Raw genomic sequence first — 16560 nt, forward strand, 5'->3', positions numbered from 1 at the left:
GAAAATGACCACTGCTGTCAAGAACAAGCGCCTGGAACTCCGCTTCGACAAGTGGGACCGCAACGGCAACGGCCGCATCGAGCGGTCCGACCTGGAGGCGGAAGCCCGCCGGATCCTCGAGGCGTTCGGCGAGTCGCCGTCCACCCCGCAGGGCCGCGCCCTGGTGGAGTCGTTCACCAGCACCTTCGAGTACCTCGCCGAGCGAGCCGGGGTCGGCCGCGACGGCGCGCTGGACCGCCGTCAGTTCACCGAAGTCATCGAGGCGGAGGTGTTCAAGGGGGGTGACGCCGGGTTCGGGCGCGTGGTGCGGCCGATGATCCAGGCGATCCTCAACGTGTGCGACACCGACGGCGACGGCGAGGTCAGCCCGGACGAGTTCGCCAAGTGGCTGGGCGCGGCCGGGGTGAGCCGGGCGAAGGCCGAGGAGTCGTTCCGTCTCATCGACACCAACGGCAACGGCTCGCTGACCGTGGACGAACTGGTCGCGGCGGTGAAGGCCTACCACTTCGGCACGCTGGACGTGCCGCTGCTCGGCTGAGGGGTTCACCCACGACGGACGGGCCCTGGAGCATCTCTCCGGGGCCCGTCCGTCGTGGGTGCGGTCAGTGCGCGACGCCGGCGGGCCGGCTGAACCGCACGGTGCGCTCGGGGTGCATCCCGACCTCGGGTCCGGTGTGCGGCCGCGGCGTGGAGATGAGGATGTTGTAGTGGTTGGGGTGGTGGCACGCGTCGAACCCCAGCACCGTGCCGATCAGCTCGCCTTCCAGCCACACCTCGTCGCCGCGGTCGATCACCCCGGCGTCGTCGATCTCCACGAAGCCCAGGAACCCCACCCGGTCGATCCGGTCCGCGGTCACCGGGTGGTCGGTCGTGACGAGTTCGTGCACCTCCCCCTGGCGGACGCAGCGGCTGGCGAACGGCTCCAGGCGCATGCCGCGGTCGTCGCGGCGGTGCACGAGCACCTTGACCACCCGGCTGTGCACCGCGCGCTTCGGCCCGTCCTCGATCACGTGTTCTCCCTTCGGTACGCCTCGTCCACCAAGGCCAAGGCGGCCAAGCCACCGTCGGCCGACGCGCCGCCGGCGGCCACGGCACGCGCGAAATCCCGGAGCACGCCCTCGTACTCGTGCCACAGCGAGCCCTTGAAGCCGTCGTGCCCGGCGAGCATGTCCGCCCGCAGCTCACGGCCGTCGGCGAGACGTGCGGTCACGTCCTTCACTTCGCCCGGGTAGGACCAGTCCAGCTCCACCCGCACCGGCGCCGTCCCCCGCGCTGTGAGCACGGCGTGGCGGTCGATCCCGGCCGCGTCCCGGCCGACGCGCGCTTCGCACAGCCGCAGCGGACCGGCGAACAGGCGCGCCACGTCGAGCGCGTTGGGGCCGTTGTCGGCCACGCAACCACCGCCGGACCGGGCGGCGTCGAGGTACCAGCGGTCGGTTCCGACGTGCTCCTCGATGCGTTCGAAGTACCGCACGGTCACCGATTCCAGCGGCCGGCCGTCCACTTCGGCCAGCAAGGCGAGGACGTTGTCGTTGTACCGCCGGTGGAACGCGGTGAACAGCGCCACGTCACGTGCGCGGGCCGTCGCCGCCAGTTCGCGGCCGCGTGTCAGGTCGATGTCCAGGGGCTTCTCCACGCACACCGGCAGGCCCGCCTCGATCGCGTCGCGGCAGATCGCCGCGTGCGCGTCGTTCGGCGCGGTCACCACCACGGCGTCCACCAGGCCGGCGGCCAGCATCGCCCGGTGGCCGGAAAACGCCGGCACCGCATGGCCGACGCGGGCCTCGGGGCGCGGATCGCACACGGCGGCCAGGGCGAACCCGGCCAGCCGGTCGATCGCGGCGAGGTAGAAGCGGGAGATGACGCCGAGTCCGACCACCCCCAGCCGGATCACCCCGCGGCCCGCAGGGTCGATGCGAGCAGCTCCTCGTACAGGCCGGCGGGCAGCGGCACGCCGTGCGTCCGCCGCCACGCCGCCCGTTCCCCTTCGTGCCAGCCCGGGTAGACGACCGGGCGGCGCGGGTCGGCCGGCGGACAGCCCAAGAGAGCGGAGAACAACCCGTCGGCGTCGTCGGCGAAGCCCGTCCGCAGCCGCGCGGGCGCGATGGCGAGCGCCATGACGCCGATGTCGTCGTCGGTGTCCCCGGCCCGCACCGGGCCCAGCGCGGCACCGGACACCAGTGCCGACAGCGCTTCCACCAGCAGCCCGAGTCCGAAGCCCTTGTAGGCACCGGTCCGCGGGGTGCTGCCCAGCCACAGCAGGTGGCCCTCGCCCCGGTCGTAGGCGGCCGGGTCGGTGACCGGCGTGCCGTCGTCGGCGGCCAGCCACCCGGCGGGAATCGGCTCGTCCGCCCGCACCGCGGCCCGGACCCGGCCGGTGGGCACCACGGTCGTGGACATGTCCAGCACGAACGGGTGCCGGTCGCCCGCGGGGCAGGCCAGCGCCAAGGGGTTGGTGCCCAGCACCTTCGCCAGGCCGCCTGGTGGCCGGGCGATGACCTGGCCACCGCAGTTGGACGTGACCAGGCCGATCACGCCCCGGTCGGCGGCGCGGGCGGCGTGGAACCCCGCGCACCCGATGTGCGTGGCGCCGCGCAGCGACACCACGCCGACGCCGTACCGCCCGGCGCGCGACACGGCGAGGTCCATCGCCTGGGAGGCCGACCACAGGCCGAGGGTGCGGTGGGCGTCGGCCAGCACGCAGGCGCCCAGATCGGTGAGGATCTCCATGTCGGCCGCCGGATCGGCGCGACCGGACGCCAGCAGCGGCAGGTACAGCCGGGTGAGGTTGACCAAGCCGTGCGAGGTGACGCCGGTGAGGTCCCCGTGCACGAGCGCCCGGGCCGCGGTATCGGCGCGGTCGGGCGGGACGCCGCGGCCGGTGAACACCCCCGCCACGGTCGAGACCAGTTCGGGGTAGGGCACGACGACGTTCATCATCCTCCGTTGCGGGCGAAGCGCGTGACCAGCTCGCACACCACCGCCGAGAACCGGTCCAGTTCCTCGACGTGGGCGTGTTCGCCGCGCGCGTGGGCGTTGTTGGTTTCCAGCGATCCCGGCCCCAGCACGGCGGTCCGGGTCCCGGGCACGTCGGCCAGCCAGATCGCGTCACAGGTGAACCCGGGCTCGCCGGCCGGCCAGGGCGGCGCGATCCCGTCCAGGTCCGGCACGTCGTGGTTGCGAAGCGCGGGCAGGCCGCGTTTGCGCCACTCCAGCGCCGTGATCGCGGAGGCGTCGACGGCGGTGCGGCGGAACGGCTGGGTGCCCCGGAAGCGCTCGGTGAACTCCACCAGACCGTCCCGCAGCCCTTCCTCCAGCGCCCCGGTCAGGACCGCGGCCGACTCGGCACTTCCGTAGGACAGGTTCAGCAGCAGGTCGCCGGAGCCGTAGACGCGGTTGTGCAGCCGTCCCGTGTGCAGGCCCGCCACGCACACCCGGCCGTCCGGAACGCACCCTGCCAGCACAAGCGCGAGGTGCTGGGCCAGGAACCCGAGCAGCACCGTCGCGTTGTGCCCGGCGTGCGGCTCGTCGTCGATCGCGTCTTCGCCGCGCACGACGACGGCCGCGGTCATGGCGGCGGTGCAGCGCGGCAGGTAGCGCAGGCCGGTGGGTTCGCAGAACACGTTGAGCGTGCCGTGGAAGCCCGCCTCCACCAGCGGCCGGGTGCCGAAGACGCCCATCGCGCCGCCCTCCTCGCCGGAGACGGCCTGGACGAGCACGCTGACGTCGCGGCCCACCGCCGGATCGCGCGCCGCCTCCCGCAGGCCCGCCAGCAAGGCCACCGCGGGGCCCTTGGCGTCGATCGCGCCCCGGCCGTGGAACCGGCTGCCGTCGAACCCCACCGGCTCGACCGGCGCGACCGTGTCCAGGTGCACGTTGAACATCACGGCCGGCTCGGCGTGGCCCAGCCGCAGCACCAGGCTCGGCTGGCACGCCAGGAAGCCCGGGTCACGCCGCACCGCCTCGCGCACGACGGCGGGGACATCAGCCCGCCGGATCACCTCCGGCGACGCGGGCCCCAAGTGCGCGGTGTGCATGCCGAACGCGTGCGCGGCCCCGGCGTAAGCGTGCACGGCGTCCCACAGCCGCACCTCGCCGTCGGTTTCCAGCGGACCCGCGGTGGGCGTGCGCAGCAGCTCCAGCAGCAGGTCGCGATCCGGGGCGATCACCGCAACAGCCCGGCCAGCGCCCGCCCCGCGCGCACGAACGCCGCCGCCGCGCCCTCGGCCCGCTGGTCCGAGCGGTGCGGCTGAAGCGCCACGTGCGGCTCCAGCGACCACGCCCCGGCGTAGCCGGCCGAGCGCAGCAGCCGCACGCAGTCGCGCACGCGCGCCTCGCCCGTGCCGGGGTCGACGAACGTGGTGCCCCGGGCGTCTTTGACGTGTACGTGCGCGACGTGAGGCGCGACGCGCCGCAACACCTCGTAGCCGTCGTAGCCGTGGGCGACGGGGTTGCCCGTGTCGAACAGCAGCCGCAGCGAGGAGCAGTTCACCGCGGCCAGCAGCTGCAGCATCCGGCCGGCGTCCGAGGCGGCCCACCCTGAGCAGTTCTCGTGCAGCAGCACGACACCGGCGGCCTCGGCGGCCCGGGCCAGCGCCACCACGCGGTCGAGCACCCGCGCGCGCCAGCGGTACTCGTCCAGGCCGTCGTTGGGATAGGACATGATCCGCACGTAGCGGGTGCCCAGGACGGCGCACCGCCGGGCCAGCACGGCCAGTTCGGCCAGGTCGTCCGCGAACGGCGCGGTGATCGGCCGGGCCCAGCCGCCGATCCGCGACGCCACGCACACCACCCGCACGCCGTGGCCGGCCAGCGTCGAGGCCACCCGGGCGAAGTGCCGTTCGTCCAGGTCGGCGACGGCCAGCCCGTCGACGGTGCGCAGTTCGACGGCCGACCAGCCCAGCTCGGCGAGAACGGCCAGCTGGCCGGCCAGGTCCGGGGCCGCCTCGTCGGTGATGCCGGCCAGGACGGCGTCGCCGGCGTACCGCGGGGATGCGGTCGCCGCGGCCTCAGACCGCACTGACGGCCGCCGGCACGTGACCGGCCGGGACCACCGGCTCGGCACTGATGTTCTTGGCCACCGACAGCAGCCTGGCCACGTCGCAGGCGACGGAGAAGCTTTTCGCGTGCTGGTCCCGGCTGCCCTGGAACAACCGGTAGGCGTAGATCATCCACTCGGTGAGCGAGTCGTCCCGCAGGACCTGGTGCTCGCGTCGGCCGTCCACCGTCACGGTCAGCTGGGAGTAGGGGTCGTCGGAGCTGACCGCGTAGTGCCCGACCGCCGTACCGTTTTCGAACCGCAGCACGACGCGCCGTTCCCGCACCGGGGACGTCAGATCCGACTCGATCTCCGTGCGCGTGCCGTTGGTGTGCCGCAGCCCCACCCGGGCGCCACCCATGCGGGGCACCCGCGTCTTGCCGACCACCAGGTCGGTGCCGGAGGCGTGGGTGACCCGGGCGTTGCCGGCCAGGCGCAACGCCAAGCCCACGCCGTGCGGCAGCTCGACGTCGAACGCCGTCCGGTGCGACGTCGTGGTCAACGAGCGCCGGAATCGCGGCTTGTTCTGCACGAGCGTGATCGAGCGCGGCTCGCCCAGCCGCCCGTCCCGCCCCAGCGCCGTCAGCCGAGCGGTCAGCGAACTGGTCAGCCACGGCTCGACGACGGCGATCCGCAGTCCGTGTCGCCGGCGCAGCTCGATCACCCGGGACAGCTCGTCGGGGTCGATGGCCAGCGGCTTCTCCACCACCAACCGCCGGAACCCCAGTCCCGCGAGTTCGGCGAGCACGTCGGACCGGCTTTCCGGCGGCGTGCACACGTGCGCCACGGTCCGCGCCGGGTCCACTTCCGCCGCTGCGGACGCCAGGCTTTCCCGCACGATCAGCCCCGGTCGCCCGGGCGGCGTCCGCCACGGGTCGCAGCCCACGACCGGCTCGTCGTCGAACAACTGCGGCGCGGCGGCACGAGCGCCCGCGAGCACCGGGAGGTGCAGCTGCGCGCCGGCTCGTCCCAGCCCCACCAGAAGTGTCCGCAACACCGATCACCGTCCATTGTGGATTGAATATCGACCGGGTCGTCGAAAGGCGATCCGATTCGCAACGAGGTGAGATTTCACGGTTCCGGCGACACTTGTCAACACCGCCTTCTCATAGTTGACCAAGAAGAGTGAAGACAACTCGCATTGATGGTCGACCCTGGGCCCCGAATTAGGATCACTGGAGAGTTCCGACAGCGGAGGCGAACAGTTGACCGTGCCACTATTCACCCAATCAGCGTCGTTTTCGGAATTGTGGCCCACCACGAGCAGGCACATTATCGACTTGCTGGATCGCGGAAAGTACTCACATGGTCACAAGGTCGTCGAATTGGAAGCAGCGCTGGCCGCGTACACCGGCGCGAAGCACGTGGTGGGGGTGAACAGCGGCACCGACGCGCTGGTCCTCTTGCTGCGCGCGTGCGGCCTGCGGCCCGGGGACGAGGTGGTGGTGCCCGCTTTCTCGTTCATCGCCTCCGCCTCCGCCGTGGTGCTCGCCGGTGGCCGACCGGTGTTCGCGGACATCGAGCCCGACGGCTACGGCATGGACCCCGCCTCGCTCGCGGCCGTGACGACCGAGCGCACGCGGTTCGTCATGCCGGTGCACCTGTTCTGCCAGCCCGCGGACATGACGGGAGTGGGCGAGGCGGCCCGGCGGCTGGGGCTGACCGTGGTGGAGGACAGCGCCGAGGCGATCGGGATGCGGTACGGCGGCACGCACGCGGGGCTGCTCGGCGCGGGCGGGGTGCTGTCGTTCTTCCCGACCAAGACCCTGGGCGCGCTCGGCGACGCGGGCGCGGTCCTCACCGATGACCCGGTCGTCGCCGAAACCGCCGCCGCCCTGCGCCACCACGGCCGGTTCGGTCCCACCGCCGGCCACTTCCCCGCCATCAACACCACCACCGGCGCGGTCGGGGTCAACAGCAAGATGGACGACCTGCAGGCCGCGGTGCTGCTGGCCAAGCTCGGCCGCCTGGACGCGGACATCGAGCGCCGCGCCGCCCTCGCCCAGCGCTACACCGAACTGCTCGCCGACGTGCCGGGGGTGCGGAAGCTGCCCTCGGTGCTGCCGCGCCGGGCCGACGTGCGCGGGGTGTTCTACGTGTACGCGGTCGAGGTCGAGCGGCGGGACGAGCTGGCCGCGCACCTGGCCGCGCGCGGCGTGGGGACCGAGACGTACTACCCGATCCCGTTGCCCCTGCAGCCCTGCTTCGCGGACCTGGGCCACCGGCCCGGGGACTTTCCCCACGCCGAGGCCGCCTGCCGGCACGCGCTCGCGCTGCCGCTCTACCCGGATCTGCGGGAGGACGACGTCGCCCGGGTCTGCGATGAGATCCGCGGCTTCTTCCGCTCCGCGGAGGCGGCGTGAAGATCCCGTTCTTCCCGCCGGATCTCTTCGAAGACGACCGCCAGGTGCTGCTGGACGTGGTCCGGGAAGTGGCGCTCGACCCCGAGCAGCGGTTCATCCTCGGACGCCGCACCGAGCACTTCGAGACCGTCATCCGCGACACCGTCGGAGCGGCCGACGCGGTCGCCTGCTCCAGCGGTACTTCGGCGTTGACGCTCGTACTGCGCGCCATGGGCGTGGGACCCGGCGACGAGGTCGTGGTCCCCGCCTACGGTTGTGCGCCGCTCGCGGCCGCCCCCGCGCTGCTGGGCGCCACGCCGGTGTTCGCCGACATCGACCCGGCCACGATGGTCGTCGACCCGGTCGAGGTCGAGAAGGCGGTCACCGGGCGCACCAAGGTCGTCATGCCCGCGCACGTGTTCTCGGTGATGGCCGACATGCCGACGCTGCGCGTCATCGCCGACGGCGCCGGTGCGCGGCTGCTGGAAGACTCCGCTGTCGCGCAGGGCGGCGTGCTCGGCGGCCGGGCCGCGGGCACCTGGGGCGACGCGGGTGTCTACTCGTTCGTCCAGGTCAAGACGTTCGGGATGCCCGGCGAGGGCGGCATGGTCGTGACCGGCGACCCGGAAATCGGACGTGCCGTGCGCATGCTGCGCAACCACGGCCAGGACGGCCGCACCCGCTTCCTGCACCACCGGATCGGCGTGAACAGCCGCTTCGACGAGATCATGGCGGCCTTCCAGCTGCGCCGCCTGCCGGGGTTGCCCGCGCGCCTGGACCGCCGGGCCCGCATCGGCGAGTACTACACCGAGCGGTTCACCGGCCTGCCGGGCGTCGTGCCACCGCCGCCCGGGCGCGACGGACGCTGCTTCTACGTGTACTCCCTGCTCGCCGAGCACCGCGACGCGCTGCAGGACCACCTCGCCGCCCGTGGCATCGGCTCGCACGTGTACTACCGCTCCCCCTTGCCGCGCCAAGCGGCGTTCCGCACCACCGGCCGCGACTGGCCGGCGGCCGAACGGGCCTGCTCGCGGCAGCTCGCCATCCCGATCCACCCCCACCTGACCGACGCGCAAGTCGAGCACATCGCCGACGAAGTGTGCCGGTTCGCCCGCAGTTGAAACGGAGACCTCATGCCGCACACCACCCCCGCTCCCACCGCCGACGCCGTCGCCCTGGAGTGGCACCGCCGGGCCGCGCGCCCCGGCCTGACGCGCGTCATGCGCGCGTCCCAGCCCGCCGGCCTCGCCGGGACCACCACCGAACGCACCCGCGCGATCGTCACCGAGTACCTCCGGGCGGTCGCGCCCCGCACCGCACTGGAGATCGGCTGCGGCATGGGCAGGCTCACCCCCACCATCGCCGCGCAGGCCCGTGACGTGCTGGCCGTGGACCTGACGCCCCGGATGCTCGACCTCGCCCGCGCCGAGTGCGCCGGCCTGCCGCATGTGCGGTTCGCGCACGCCGCCGTCCAGCAGCTGCCGGTACCCGAAGAGCCGTTCGACGTCGCTGTGTGCGTGTGGGTCCTCATGCACGTGCTCGGCGAGGACGACCTCGCCGAAGCGTGCCGCCGCATCGCCGCCTCGGCCCGGCACCTGGTGCTCGTGGAGTACGAGCACGCCGACATCCCGGTGGGCGAGTACTCGCGGCTGCGCGACCTGGACGCCTACCTGGAGCTGCTGCCGGGTGCCCGGCTGGTCGAGCGGCGTGAGGTGTTCTACGGCGGCGACCGGTCCTTCGCCGCCCTGATCGCCCTGGAGGGGCACCGGTGACCACCTCGATCACCTCCACCACCACCCGCGCCTACGTCCGGCTGGCCAAGCTCGACATCGTCGACTACTACCTCGGTGTCCTGGTCGTCGGGACGCTGCTGCCCACCGCGCTGCGCTTCGACGGCGGTGTGCTCGCCACCGGCGGGCTGTTCCTGCTCGGCGAGGTGTTCGTCATCGCCGCGATGGTGGCCCTGGACGACCTCACCGGCTTCCGCGACGGCAGCGACGTCGCCAACTACGCCCCCGACGACCGCAAGCGCCGCCGCTACCGCAAGCCGCTCGTCGCCGGGACGCTGACCGAGGACCAGGTGCTGCGGTTCGCGTGGGTCACCGGGATCATCGGGGCGCTGCTGTGGATCGCGGCGATGGTCACCGCACCGCACACTCCTTTGTGGACGGTTGTGCTGATCGGCGTCACCTACTTCTTTTCCGTGCAGTACTCCTGGGGTGTCAAGCTCAGCTACCACGGCTTCCAGGAGTTCTTCATCGCCGCCCTGGGCTGGGCGCTCGTGCTGGCGCCCTACGGGCTGGCCGTGGGCTCGCTCGACGGCAACGTCGTCGTGCAGGCGCTGCTGTTCGGCCTGGGGCCGCTGCTGTTCGGCGTCTACTCCAACACCAACGACATCAAGGGCGACCGCCGGGTGGGCCGGCCCACCGTCGCCGCGCTCACCTCGCCGCGCGGGAACATGCGCTTCATCTTCGCCGTCACGGCCGTGGAGGCGGCGCTGATCGTCTGCGGGCCGTGGGTGGGCACCGTGTGGTGGTTCCCGGTGGCGCTGCTGCCGACGCTCCTGCTGCGGGCCCTCCAGCTGCGCATCGCCTTCGGCCAGGGGGACATCCTGCGCGCCCGCCTCCTGGGCATCCGCATCCACCGCGTCACCGTGGTGGCGCTGGTCGTGGTGAACCTGCTGTGAGCGCCGAAGAGGACGTCGTCGTCATCGGGGCCGGCATCGCCGGACTGGCCGCCGCGCACGCGCTGCGCCTCGCCGGCCGCTCGGTGCGCGTGCTGGAGGCCGCCGACGCCGTGGGCGGCCGGATGCGGACCCTGCGCACCGGCGGGTTCCTCGTCGACACCGGGGCCGAGCAGGTGCCCGAACGGGGCTACCCGGCCACGTGGGAGCTGCTCGGGCAGCTGGGTGTGGACCGGGCGGCCGTGCCCCGCATCGGGCGCCACCTCGCCGTGTGGCGCGGCGGCCGCGCGCGGCCGGGGCTCGCCCACCCCCGCGGACTGCTCACCGGGGCCGGCCTGGGCCCGCGCGCCCGGCTGGACCTGCTGCGGCTGCTGCGGGTGCGCCCGGACTTCGACCACCCGGAACGGGCCGCCCTCGGCACGGTCGCGGAGTTCGCCGGGGCCTTCCACCCCGACGTGCTGGACTACCTCTGCCAGCCGGTCGTGTCCGGGTTCTTCGGCTGGCGGCCCGAGCGTTCGGCCGCGGCGCCGCTGCTCGCGCTGCTGGCCGCCGCCGGACCGGCGAACACCTGGCGCACCTACCGCGACGGCATGGACACCTTCGCGCGCGCCTTGGCCGCGTCCCTGGACGTCACCACCGGCGTCCGGGTCGACGGCGTGGTGCCGGAGTCCGGATCGGTCGTGGTGCTCTGCGGCGACGACCGGATTCGCGCGCGGCAGGTCGTGCTCGCCGTGCCCGCACCGGTGGCCCGCGTCCTGCACCTCGACGCCCCCGCCCAGGACGCGGAGTTCCTCGCCGCCGCCACGTTCACCCCGGTGGTCAAGGCCCACTTCCTGCTGCCGACCCGTCCGGCATCGCGTTCTTACGCGATCGTCGTCCCCGACGCGGAGGACCGGGTGGTGTCCACGCTCATCCTCGACCACGTCAAGCACCCGGGGCGGGCACCCGCCGGACGGGGCCTGGTCACGGTGATGGCGAATCCCGCCGTCGCTCCCGACCTGCTCGACGCCACAGACGCCGAGGTGGCCGCCGTGCTGTCCGGCGCGGGCCAGCGGTTCCTCCCCGCGCTGCGCACGGCCACCGGCGTCCCGGTCACCCGCTTTCGCGACGCCCTGCCCGAAGCCACCCCGCGTGCCTTGGCCCTGCGCGCCGCCTTCGCCGCCCGGCCCGTCTCGGCGGTCGAGTACGCCGGCGACTGGACCGGGCTCGTGCCGTGCAGCGAGGCGGCCGTGCGCTCCGGGCAGCGCGCCGCCGCCCGGCTGCTCTCCACCCACCCCGCCAGGAGGGAACCCGTATGAGACCCCACGACATGGGCACCCTGTTCGACGAGGTCGCCGCGCGCCGCACGCACACCACCGTCGTGCTCGACCGGCCCTTCGACATCGCGCCCGGCCGGGGCACCGAATTCACCGTGCCCCAGCTGGCCGGCCTCGTGGAAGAGGCCGCGGGCTGGCTGCACGCCGCCGGGACCCGCCCGGGCGAGCGGGTCGCGGTGGTCAAACGCAACCACTACGACTACGACCTGCTCGCCTGCGCGGCGATCCGGCTCGGCGCCGTACCCGCCCTGCTGTCGGGCGAGCTGCCCGGCGACGTCCTGGAAACGCTGCTCGAGCGCCTGAAGCCGGCGGTCCTCGTCACCGACCGGCCCGTCCCGGCGCACCACGCCCGCCGCGTGCTGTCCCTGGCCACCCCCGTCGCGGGGGAACTCGCGCTCGACGACGTGCGGGGCACCCGGGCCCCCGCGCCCCGGCACCGGCCCGACGACGACCCGCTGGTGATCAACCACACCTCCGGCACCACGGGCACCCCCAAGCTGGTCGTCCACACCACGCGCACCATCATCGACCGGCTCGCCCGGTTCGAGGCGCTGCGCGTCCCGGTCGTGGGCACCCGCCGCGACGACGTCGTCGCCAACGCCTCCTCCTACGCCCACGGCCGCCCCTTCTGCTGGACCGGCAGCGTGTTCTGCCTCGCCCCGCGCAAGATCGTGCTGCTGTCGGACCCCGCCTCGGCCCGGGAAGTGCTCGGCGCCCACCCGCCCACCACCATCGAAGCCCTGCCCTCCGCCTACGTGCGGTGGCGCCCCCTGGCGCGCGGGGCGGACAACCCCTTCCGTGACGTACGCCTGTTCGTCAGCACCTACGACGCCGTGCACCCGCCCGTCGTGCGCACCATGCTCCACGCGTCGCGCCGCCGCCGTCCACTGTGGATGCAGGGCTGGGGGCAGACCGAAACCGGGCCGCTGACCTTCCGCTTCCTCACCCGCGCCGCCGTCGACCGCGCCACCCACGCCCGCCACCTCGGCCGCCCGCTGCCGAGCCGGGCGAAGCTCGCGGTCGTGGACGCCGAGACGTTCCGGCCGGTGCCTCGCGGGCGGCCGGGACTCGTGCTGGCCCGGACCAAGGCCCTCTGCGCCGGCTACGTGGGCGAGCAGGACCGCTGGCAGGACAAGAACAGCGACGGCTGGTGGAACACCGGAGACCTCGGCGTCCGCACTCGCAGCGGGGCCGTGCTGCTGCTCGACCGCGAGGTCGACACCGTGCCCGGCCTGAGCTGCCTGCAGACCGAGGACGTGCTCGAGGACCGGCTGCCCGAGGTGGTCGAGTGCGTCGTCCTGGGCACCCCGGGCCGCCCACCCGTCCCGGTCGTCGTCACCGCCGACGGGCACCTCGACCCGCAGCGCTGGAGGTCCGCCGTCGCCGGCCTGCCGTCGCTGGCGCCCCCGCGCGTCGTCACCTGGGACGACCTCCCGCGCACCGGCACCGGCAAGGTGCGCCGCCGCGAACTGCTCACCCGCATCGCCGGGCACACCGGCACCCACGGCACCGGAAGGTGGACATGACCACGATCCAAGAGGGCTACGCCTTCGACAACCACAGCGTGCACGCCACCGAGCAGCACCGCTGCCTGGCCGCCGCCTACGACCCCACGACGCTCGCGCGGCTGGAGCGCACCGGCGTCGGACCGGGGTGGCGGTGCCTGGAGGTCGGCGCCGGTGGCGGCAGCGTCGCGCACTGGCTCGCCGATCGCGGCGCGTCGGTCGTCGCCACCGACGTCAAGCCTGAGCACGTCCCGCCCGCCGAGGGGCTGACCGTGCTGCGGCACGACGTCGTCCACGACCCGCTGCCCGAAGCCGGGTTCGACCTCGTCCACGCCCGTCTCGTGCTGCTGCACCTGCCCGAGCGCGAACAGGTGCTGCGCAAGCTCGTCCGCGCCCTCAAGCCCGGCGGTGTGCTGCAGCTGGACGAGTTCGACCTCGCCTACGGACCGGTGCTGCTGGCCGCCGACCCCGGACACGCCGCCGCCTACGAGGATTTCCTGGCCGCCAAGGAGCGCATGTTCGACGCGACGGGCGCGGACTGCCGCTGGGGCCGCCGCGTCGCCGCCTCGATGGTCGCCGCCGGCCTGCTGGAGGTGGACCCGGTACCGGTGGTGCAGCAGTGGAACGCGGACTCCCCCGGACTGCACCTGCTGGTCCACCACACCCATCACCTCCGCGAAAAGCTGCTCGCCGCGGGCGCCACCGACACCGGCCTGCAGACCGCCCGCACCGCGATGACGCACCCCGCGTTCCGCGCCACGTCCTGCGTCTTCTACACCGTCCAGGGCCGGCGCCCGGCATGACCGCCGTCGACGCGCCGAGCTGGAGCGGACCCGTCGACCTCCCGCTGCGCGGAGAACCCGACGTGCAGGCGGCGTGCGGGCTGATGCACGTCCACGGCCGGCACCTCGGCCGTCCCGCGCCGCTCGGGCTGGACTACGCCCGCGCCGTCGCCGTCGAACTGTCCGCAATCGGGGCGCTCGCCGTCGAACTGGGGCGCACCCGCGGCGTACCGCTCGCCGGGCACACCACTTCCGTCGCGCAGGCCGCACTGCTCGCGGTCTCGCAGTACCTGGCGGCCGCGACCGCCGACGAACCCGACGAGTGGCAGGCCGGCGCGGGGCCGCCGTTCCGGTCGTCCGACGGCGTGGTGTTCGAGGTGGAGGCACTGGATCCCGTTCCGTGGCAAGGGTTCTGGACCGAGCTGGGTGTCCCGGCCCGGGCCGTCGAACGGGGCTGGCGCCCCTTCCTGCACCGCTTCGCCACCGCCACCTGCCCGCTGCCGCCCGAGTTCGCCGCTTCCGCGGCCCGCTTCCCGCTCGCACTCTTGGAGACCACCGCTCGACGGGTGGGCATGACCCTGGTCGTCCGGGCGGAGCGGGTGCTGGACAGCCTGCCCGCCTACCGGATCTCCCCGCGCGGGAACGCCCGGCCCGAGGTCCCCTCGGCCGGGGAGCTGCCGCTGTCCGGCATCGTCGTGCTGGAATCGTGCCGGCGCGTGCAGGGACCGCTGGCCGGGCACCTGCTGGGGATGCTCGGAGCGACCGTGGTGCGCATCGAGCCGCCCGGTGGCGACCCGCTGCGCTGGGTGCCGCCGATGGCCGGGGACACCTCCGCCCGGTTCCTCGCCCTCAACCGAGGCAAGGCCGTGGTCGAGATCGACCTGCGCACCGGGCGGGACGAGGTGCTCGACCTCGCCGCGGCGGCAGACGTGTTCGTGCACAACTGGGCGCCGGGCAAAGCCGCCCGCTGGGGCCTGCGAGCCGAAGACTTCCCGGACGGCCTGGTGTACGCGCACGCCTCCGGCTGGGGCGACGAACTCGGTCCCGAACCGCCGCTGGGCACCGACTTCGTCGTCCAGGCCCACGCGGGCGTGCCAGCATCGCCCATGACCGTCGTGGACGTGTTCGCCGGGGTGGTCGCCGCCCACGCCGTGGTGGACGCGCTGCTGCGCCGCGAACGCACCCTGCGCGGCCAGACTGTGGCGTCGTCGCTGCTGTCCGCCGCCTCGCACCTCAACGCGCTCACCCGGCACCGTGACACATCCGCGCCGACCGTGCCGGTGTGCACCGACCTCGCGGCGCTGGGCCGCGACCCGCGGTTCGCGCGGGCCCTCGTCCGGGAGCGGTGCGTGCTGCCGGGTTCCCCCTGGGAGTTCTTCCGATGACGTGGCTCTCGCGCAACGGGATCGTGCTCACCGACCGGGTGCCGGCCGAGGCGAGGCGTGCCTGGGTCCGCGCCGGGCACTGCCCCGACCGGGACCTGCACTCGCTGCTGCGAGACCGGGTCGACCACCATCCCGGCCGGGTCGCCGTCGTCGACGACCGCGGGAGGCTCACCTACGCCGAGCTGGCCGAGCAGGTGCGGGGACTGGCAGGCGCGCTGGCGGCCCGGCCGGGCGACATCGTCGGCGTCCGCGTGCCCAACGGCCGCGACGCGGTGATCGCGGAGCTCGCCGTGGCCGCGTGCGGCGCGGTCGCCCTGCCGTTCACGGGAGGACGGGCCGACGCACTGAAGCTTTTGGGCCGGGCCCGCGCCGCGTCGCTGATCACCGACGACGACCTGCCGTGGCCGACCGTGTCACCCCGCGCCCGGGGCGAGGGGTGGGAACCGGTCGCCGTGGACCCGGAGTCCCCGGCGAGACTGCTCGTTTCCTCCGGTTCGGAAGCCGAGCCGAAGCTCGTCGCCTATTCCCACAACGCTTTCGCCGGCGGCCGCGGCAACTACCTGCGCGCCGTGCACGGCGACACCCCGGTGTGGCGGGACCTCGTGCTCGTGCCGCTGTCCTCGGCCTACGGGTCGTTCGGGGCCACCATCACCCTGTGCCGCTTCGGCGGGACACTGCTGCTGCGCCCGCGGTTCGACGCCCTGGACGCACTGCGGGCCATCGCCGAGCACCGGCCCACCCACGTGTTCGGCGTGCCCACCATGCTGCGTCGCCTCGCCGAACACGCGGCGGACTTCGACACCTCGTCGCTGCGCGCCGTCGTGTCCAGCGGTGACGTGCTGCCGGCGGACACCCTGCGGCGGTGCCGCGAGGTGTTCGGCGTCGACGTGGTCAACGTTTACGGCTCCTCCGACGGGGTCAACTGCCACACCACCACCCCCGAGCACGGAGTGGGCCGTCCCGACCCGGCCGTGACCGGCATCCGGATCGTGGCCGGCGAGATCTGCGCCCTGGGGCCCATGACCCCGCTCGACCACGTCGGCGCCGGACCACCCCGGCTCCCCGGCGGCTGGGTCCGCACCGGCGACCGGGGAAGCTTCGACACCGACGGCACGCTGCACGTCCTGCGGCGCATCAAACGCGTCGTCATCCGCGGCGGCTACACCATCAGCCCCGCCGAAGTCGAGTCCGCGCTGACGGGCCACCCCGCCATCGCCGAGGCGGCGTGCGTGCCCGTGCCCGACCGCGACCTCGGCGAGCGGCTGTGCGCGTGCGTCACCGTCCGCGCCGGCCACCCGGTTCCCGACCTCACCGCGCTGACCACGTTCCTGCGCACCGACGGCGGCATCACCCCGCCCAAACTCCCCGAACGCCTGCTCGTCCTCGCCCGGCTTCCCCTGACCCACACCGGAAAGGTCTGCCTCCGCACGCTCGCCGACCTCGCCACCGCACACCACGGACAACGATGACCGCCCTCGACCCGCACTCGGCAACTGCGGTGGGTCGCCG

16 protein-coding genes are annotated in these 16560 nt (G+C 73.8%); 10 read left to right on the top strand and 6 right to left on the bottom strand.

Annotation, left to right across the window (positions count from 1 at the left end; genetic code table 11):
- Window positions 1-4: 4 nt before the first annotated feature.
- Window positions 5-538, top strand: coding sequence for an EF-hand domain-containing protein (locus QRY02_RS18395; protein ID WP_285992760.1), 534 nt, complete (start codon window positions 5-7; stop codon window positions 536-538).
- A gap of 64 nt (window positions 539-602) precedes the next feature.
- Here the strand turns inward: QRY02_RS18395 and QRY02_RS18400 are convergent, their stop codons facing one another.
- Genes QRY02_RS18400 through QRY02_RS18425 form a run of 6 tightly spaced genes read right to left on the bottom strand, consistent with a single transcriptional unit; the run spans window position 603 to window position 6035 of the window.
- Window positions 603-1010, bottom strand: coding sequence for a DUF6917 domain-containing protein (locus tag QRY02_RS18400; protein ID WP_285992761.1), 408 nt, complete (start codon window positions 1008-1010; stop codon window positions 603-605).
- The gene (locus QRY02_RS18405; protein ID WP_285992762.1) at window positions 1007-1894 is read right to left on the bottom strand and encodes a Gfo/Idh/MocA family protein; all 888 of its coding nucleotides are present in this window, start codon (window positions 1892-1894) and stop codon (window positions 1007-1009) included. Before QRY02_RS18405 ends, QRY02_RS18400 begins: the two co-directional genes overlap by 4 nt.
- Window positions 1891-2937: an Ldh family oxidoreductase gene (locus QRY02_RS18410; protein ID WP_285992763.1), complete on the bottom strand. Its 1047-nt coding sequence runs from the start codon at window positions 2935-2937 to the stop codon at window positions 1891-1893. Before QRY02_RS18410 ends, QRY02_RS18405 begins: the two co-directional genes overlap by 4 nt.
- On the bottom strand, window positions 2937-4169 hold the full coding sequence (locus tag QRY02_RS18415) for a M20/M25/M40 family metallo-hydrolase (RefSeq protein WP_285992764.1): 1233 nt from the start codon (window positions 4167-4169) through the stop codon (window positions 2937-2939). The genes QRY02_RS18410 and QRY02_RS18415 overlap by 1 nt, the downstream gene beginning before the upstream one ends.
- Window positions 4166-5020, bottom strand: coding sequence for a sugar phosphate isomerase/epimerase family protein (locus QRY02_RS18420; protein WP_285992765.1), 855 nt, complete (start codon window positions 5018-5020; stop codon window positions 4166-4168). Before QRY02_RS18420 ends, QRY02_RS18415 begins: the two co-directional genes overlap by 4 nt.
- Window positions 5010-6035, bottom strand: a complete 1026-nt coding sequence (locus QRY02_RS18425; protein ID WP_285992766.1) for a Gfo/Idh/MocA family oxidoreductase — start codon at window positions 6033-6035, stop codon at window positions 5010-5012. The genes QRY02_RS18420 and QRY02_RS18425 overlap by 11 nt, the downstream gene beginning before the upstream one ends.
- Before the next feature lie 328 nt (window positions 6036-6363).
- On the opposite strand from QRY02_RS18425, the gene QRY02_RS18430 reads away from it, so the two are divergent.
- The 9 genes from QRY02_RS18430 to QRY02_RS18470 are packed head-to-tail and all read left to right on the top strand — an operon-like array spanning window position 6364 to window position 16520.
- The gene (locus QRY02_RS18430) at window positions 6364-7401 is read left to right on the top strand and encodes a DegT/DnrJ/EryC1/StrS family aminotransferase (RefSeq protein ID WP_353069254.1); all 1038 of its coding nucleotides are present in this window, start codon (window positions 6364-6366) and stop codon (window positions 7399-7401) included.
- Complete coding sequence (locus tag QRY02_RS18435; protein WP_285992767.1) at window positions 7398-8501, top strand: DegT/DnrJ/EryC1/StrS family aminotransferase; 1104 nt, start codon at window positions 7398-7400, stop codon at window positions 8499-8501. Before QRY02_RS18430 ends, QRY02_RS18435 begins: the two co-directional genes overlap by 4 nt.
- A 12-nt stretch (window positions 8502-8513) precedes the next feature.
- Window positions 8514-9152: a class I SAM-dependent methyltransferase gene (locus tag QRY02_RS18440; RefSeq protein ID WP_285992768.1), complete on the top strand. Its 639-nt coding sequence runs from the start codon at window positions 8514-8516 to the stop codon at window positions 9150-9152.
- Entirely contained in the window at window positions 9149-10066 is a 918-nt protein-coding gene (locus tag QRY02_RS18445; protein ID WP_285992769.1) for a UbiA family prenyltransferase, read from the top strand. The genes QRY02_RS18440 and QRY02_RS18445 overlap by 4 nt, the downstream gene beginning before the upstream one ends.
- Window positions 10063-11361 carry an FAD-dependent oxidoreductase gene (locus QRY02_RS18450; RefSeq protein WP_285992770.1) on the top strand — a complete coding sequence of 433 codons (1299 nt, stop codon included), beginning with the start codon at window positions 10063-10065 and terminating at the stop codon, window positions 11359-11361. Before QRY02_RS18445 ends, QRY02_RS18450 begins: the two co-directional genes overlap by 4 nt.
- Window positions 11358-12905 (top strand): class I adenylate-forming enzyme family protein, encoded by a 1548-nt coding sequence (locus tag QRY02_RS18455; RefSeq protein ID WP_285992771.1) that lies wholly within the window; start codon window positions 11358-11360, stop codon window positions 12903-12905. Before QRY02_RS18450 ends, QRY02_RS18455 begins: the two co-directional genes overlap by 4 nt.
- Window positions 12902-13687 (top strand): class I SAM-dependent methyltransferase, encoded by a 786-nt coding sequence (locus QRY02_RS18460; RefSeq protein ID WP_285992772.1) that lies wholly within the window; start codon window positions 12902-12904, stop codon window positions 13685-13687. The genes QRY02_RS18455 and QRY02_RS18460 overlap by 4 nt, the downstream gene beginning before the upstream one ends.
- Window positions 13684-15051 carry a CoA transferase gene (locus QRY02_RS18465; protein WP_285992773.1) on the top strand — a complete coding sequence of 456 codons (1368 nt, stop codon included), beginning with the start codon at window positions 13684-13686 and terminating at the stop codon, window positions 15049-15051. Before QRY02_RS18460 ends, QRY02_RS18465 begins: the two co-directional genes overlap by 4 nt.
- Window positions 15048-16520 carry a class I adenylate-forming enzyme family protein gene (locus tag QRY02_RS18470; protein ID WP_285992774.1) on the top strand — a complete coding sequence of 491 codons (1473 nt, stop codon included), beginning with the start codon at window positions 15048-15050 and terminating at the stop codon, window positions 16518-16520. Before QRY02_RS18465 ends, QRY02_RS18470 begins: the two co-directional genes overlap by 4 nt.
- The last annotated feature ends 40 nt before the right edge of the window (window positions 16521-16560 follow it).

Source organism: Amycolatopsis sp. DG1A-15b, from assembly GCF_030285645.1.
In the GTDB taxonomy this organism is placed as follows: domain Bacteria; phylum Actinomycetota; class Actinomycetes; order Mycobacteriales; family Pseudonocardiaceae; genus Amycolatopsis.

Coding starts and splice junctions, on each gene's coding strand:
- QRY02_RS18395 (WP_285992760.1), top strand. CDS start 5: ATGACCACTGCTGTCAAGAACAAGCGCCTGGAACTCCGCTTCGACAAG.
- QRY02_RS18410 (WP_285992763.1), bottom strand. CDS start 2,937: ATGAACGTCGTCGTGCCCTACCCCGAACTGGTCTCGACCGTGGCGGGG.
- QRY02_RS18440 (WP_285992768.1), top strand. CDS start 8,514: ATGCCGCACACCACCCCCGCTCCCACCGCCGACGCCGTCGCCCTGGAG.
- QRY02_RS18455 (WP_285992771.1), top strand. CDS start 11,358: ATGAGACCCCACGACATGGGCACCCTGTTCGACGAGGTCGCCGCGCGC.
- QRY02_RS18460 (WP_285992772.1), top strand. CDS start 12,902: ATGACCACGATCCAAGAGGGCTACGCCTTCGACAACCACAGCGTGCAC.
- QRY02_RS18465 (WP_285992773.1), top strand. CDS start 13,684: ATGACCGCCGTCGACGCGCCGAGCTGGAGCGGACCCGTCGACCTCCCG.
- QRY02_RS18470 (WP_285992774.1), top strand. CDS start 15,048: ATGACGTGGCTCTCGCGCAACGGGATCGTGCTCACCGACCGGGTGCCG.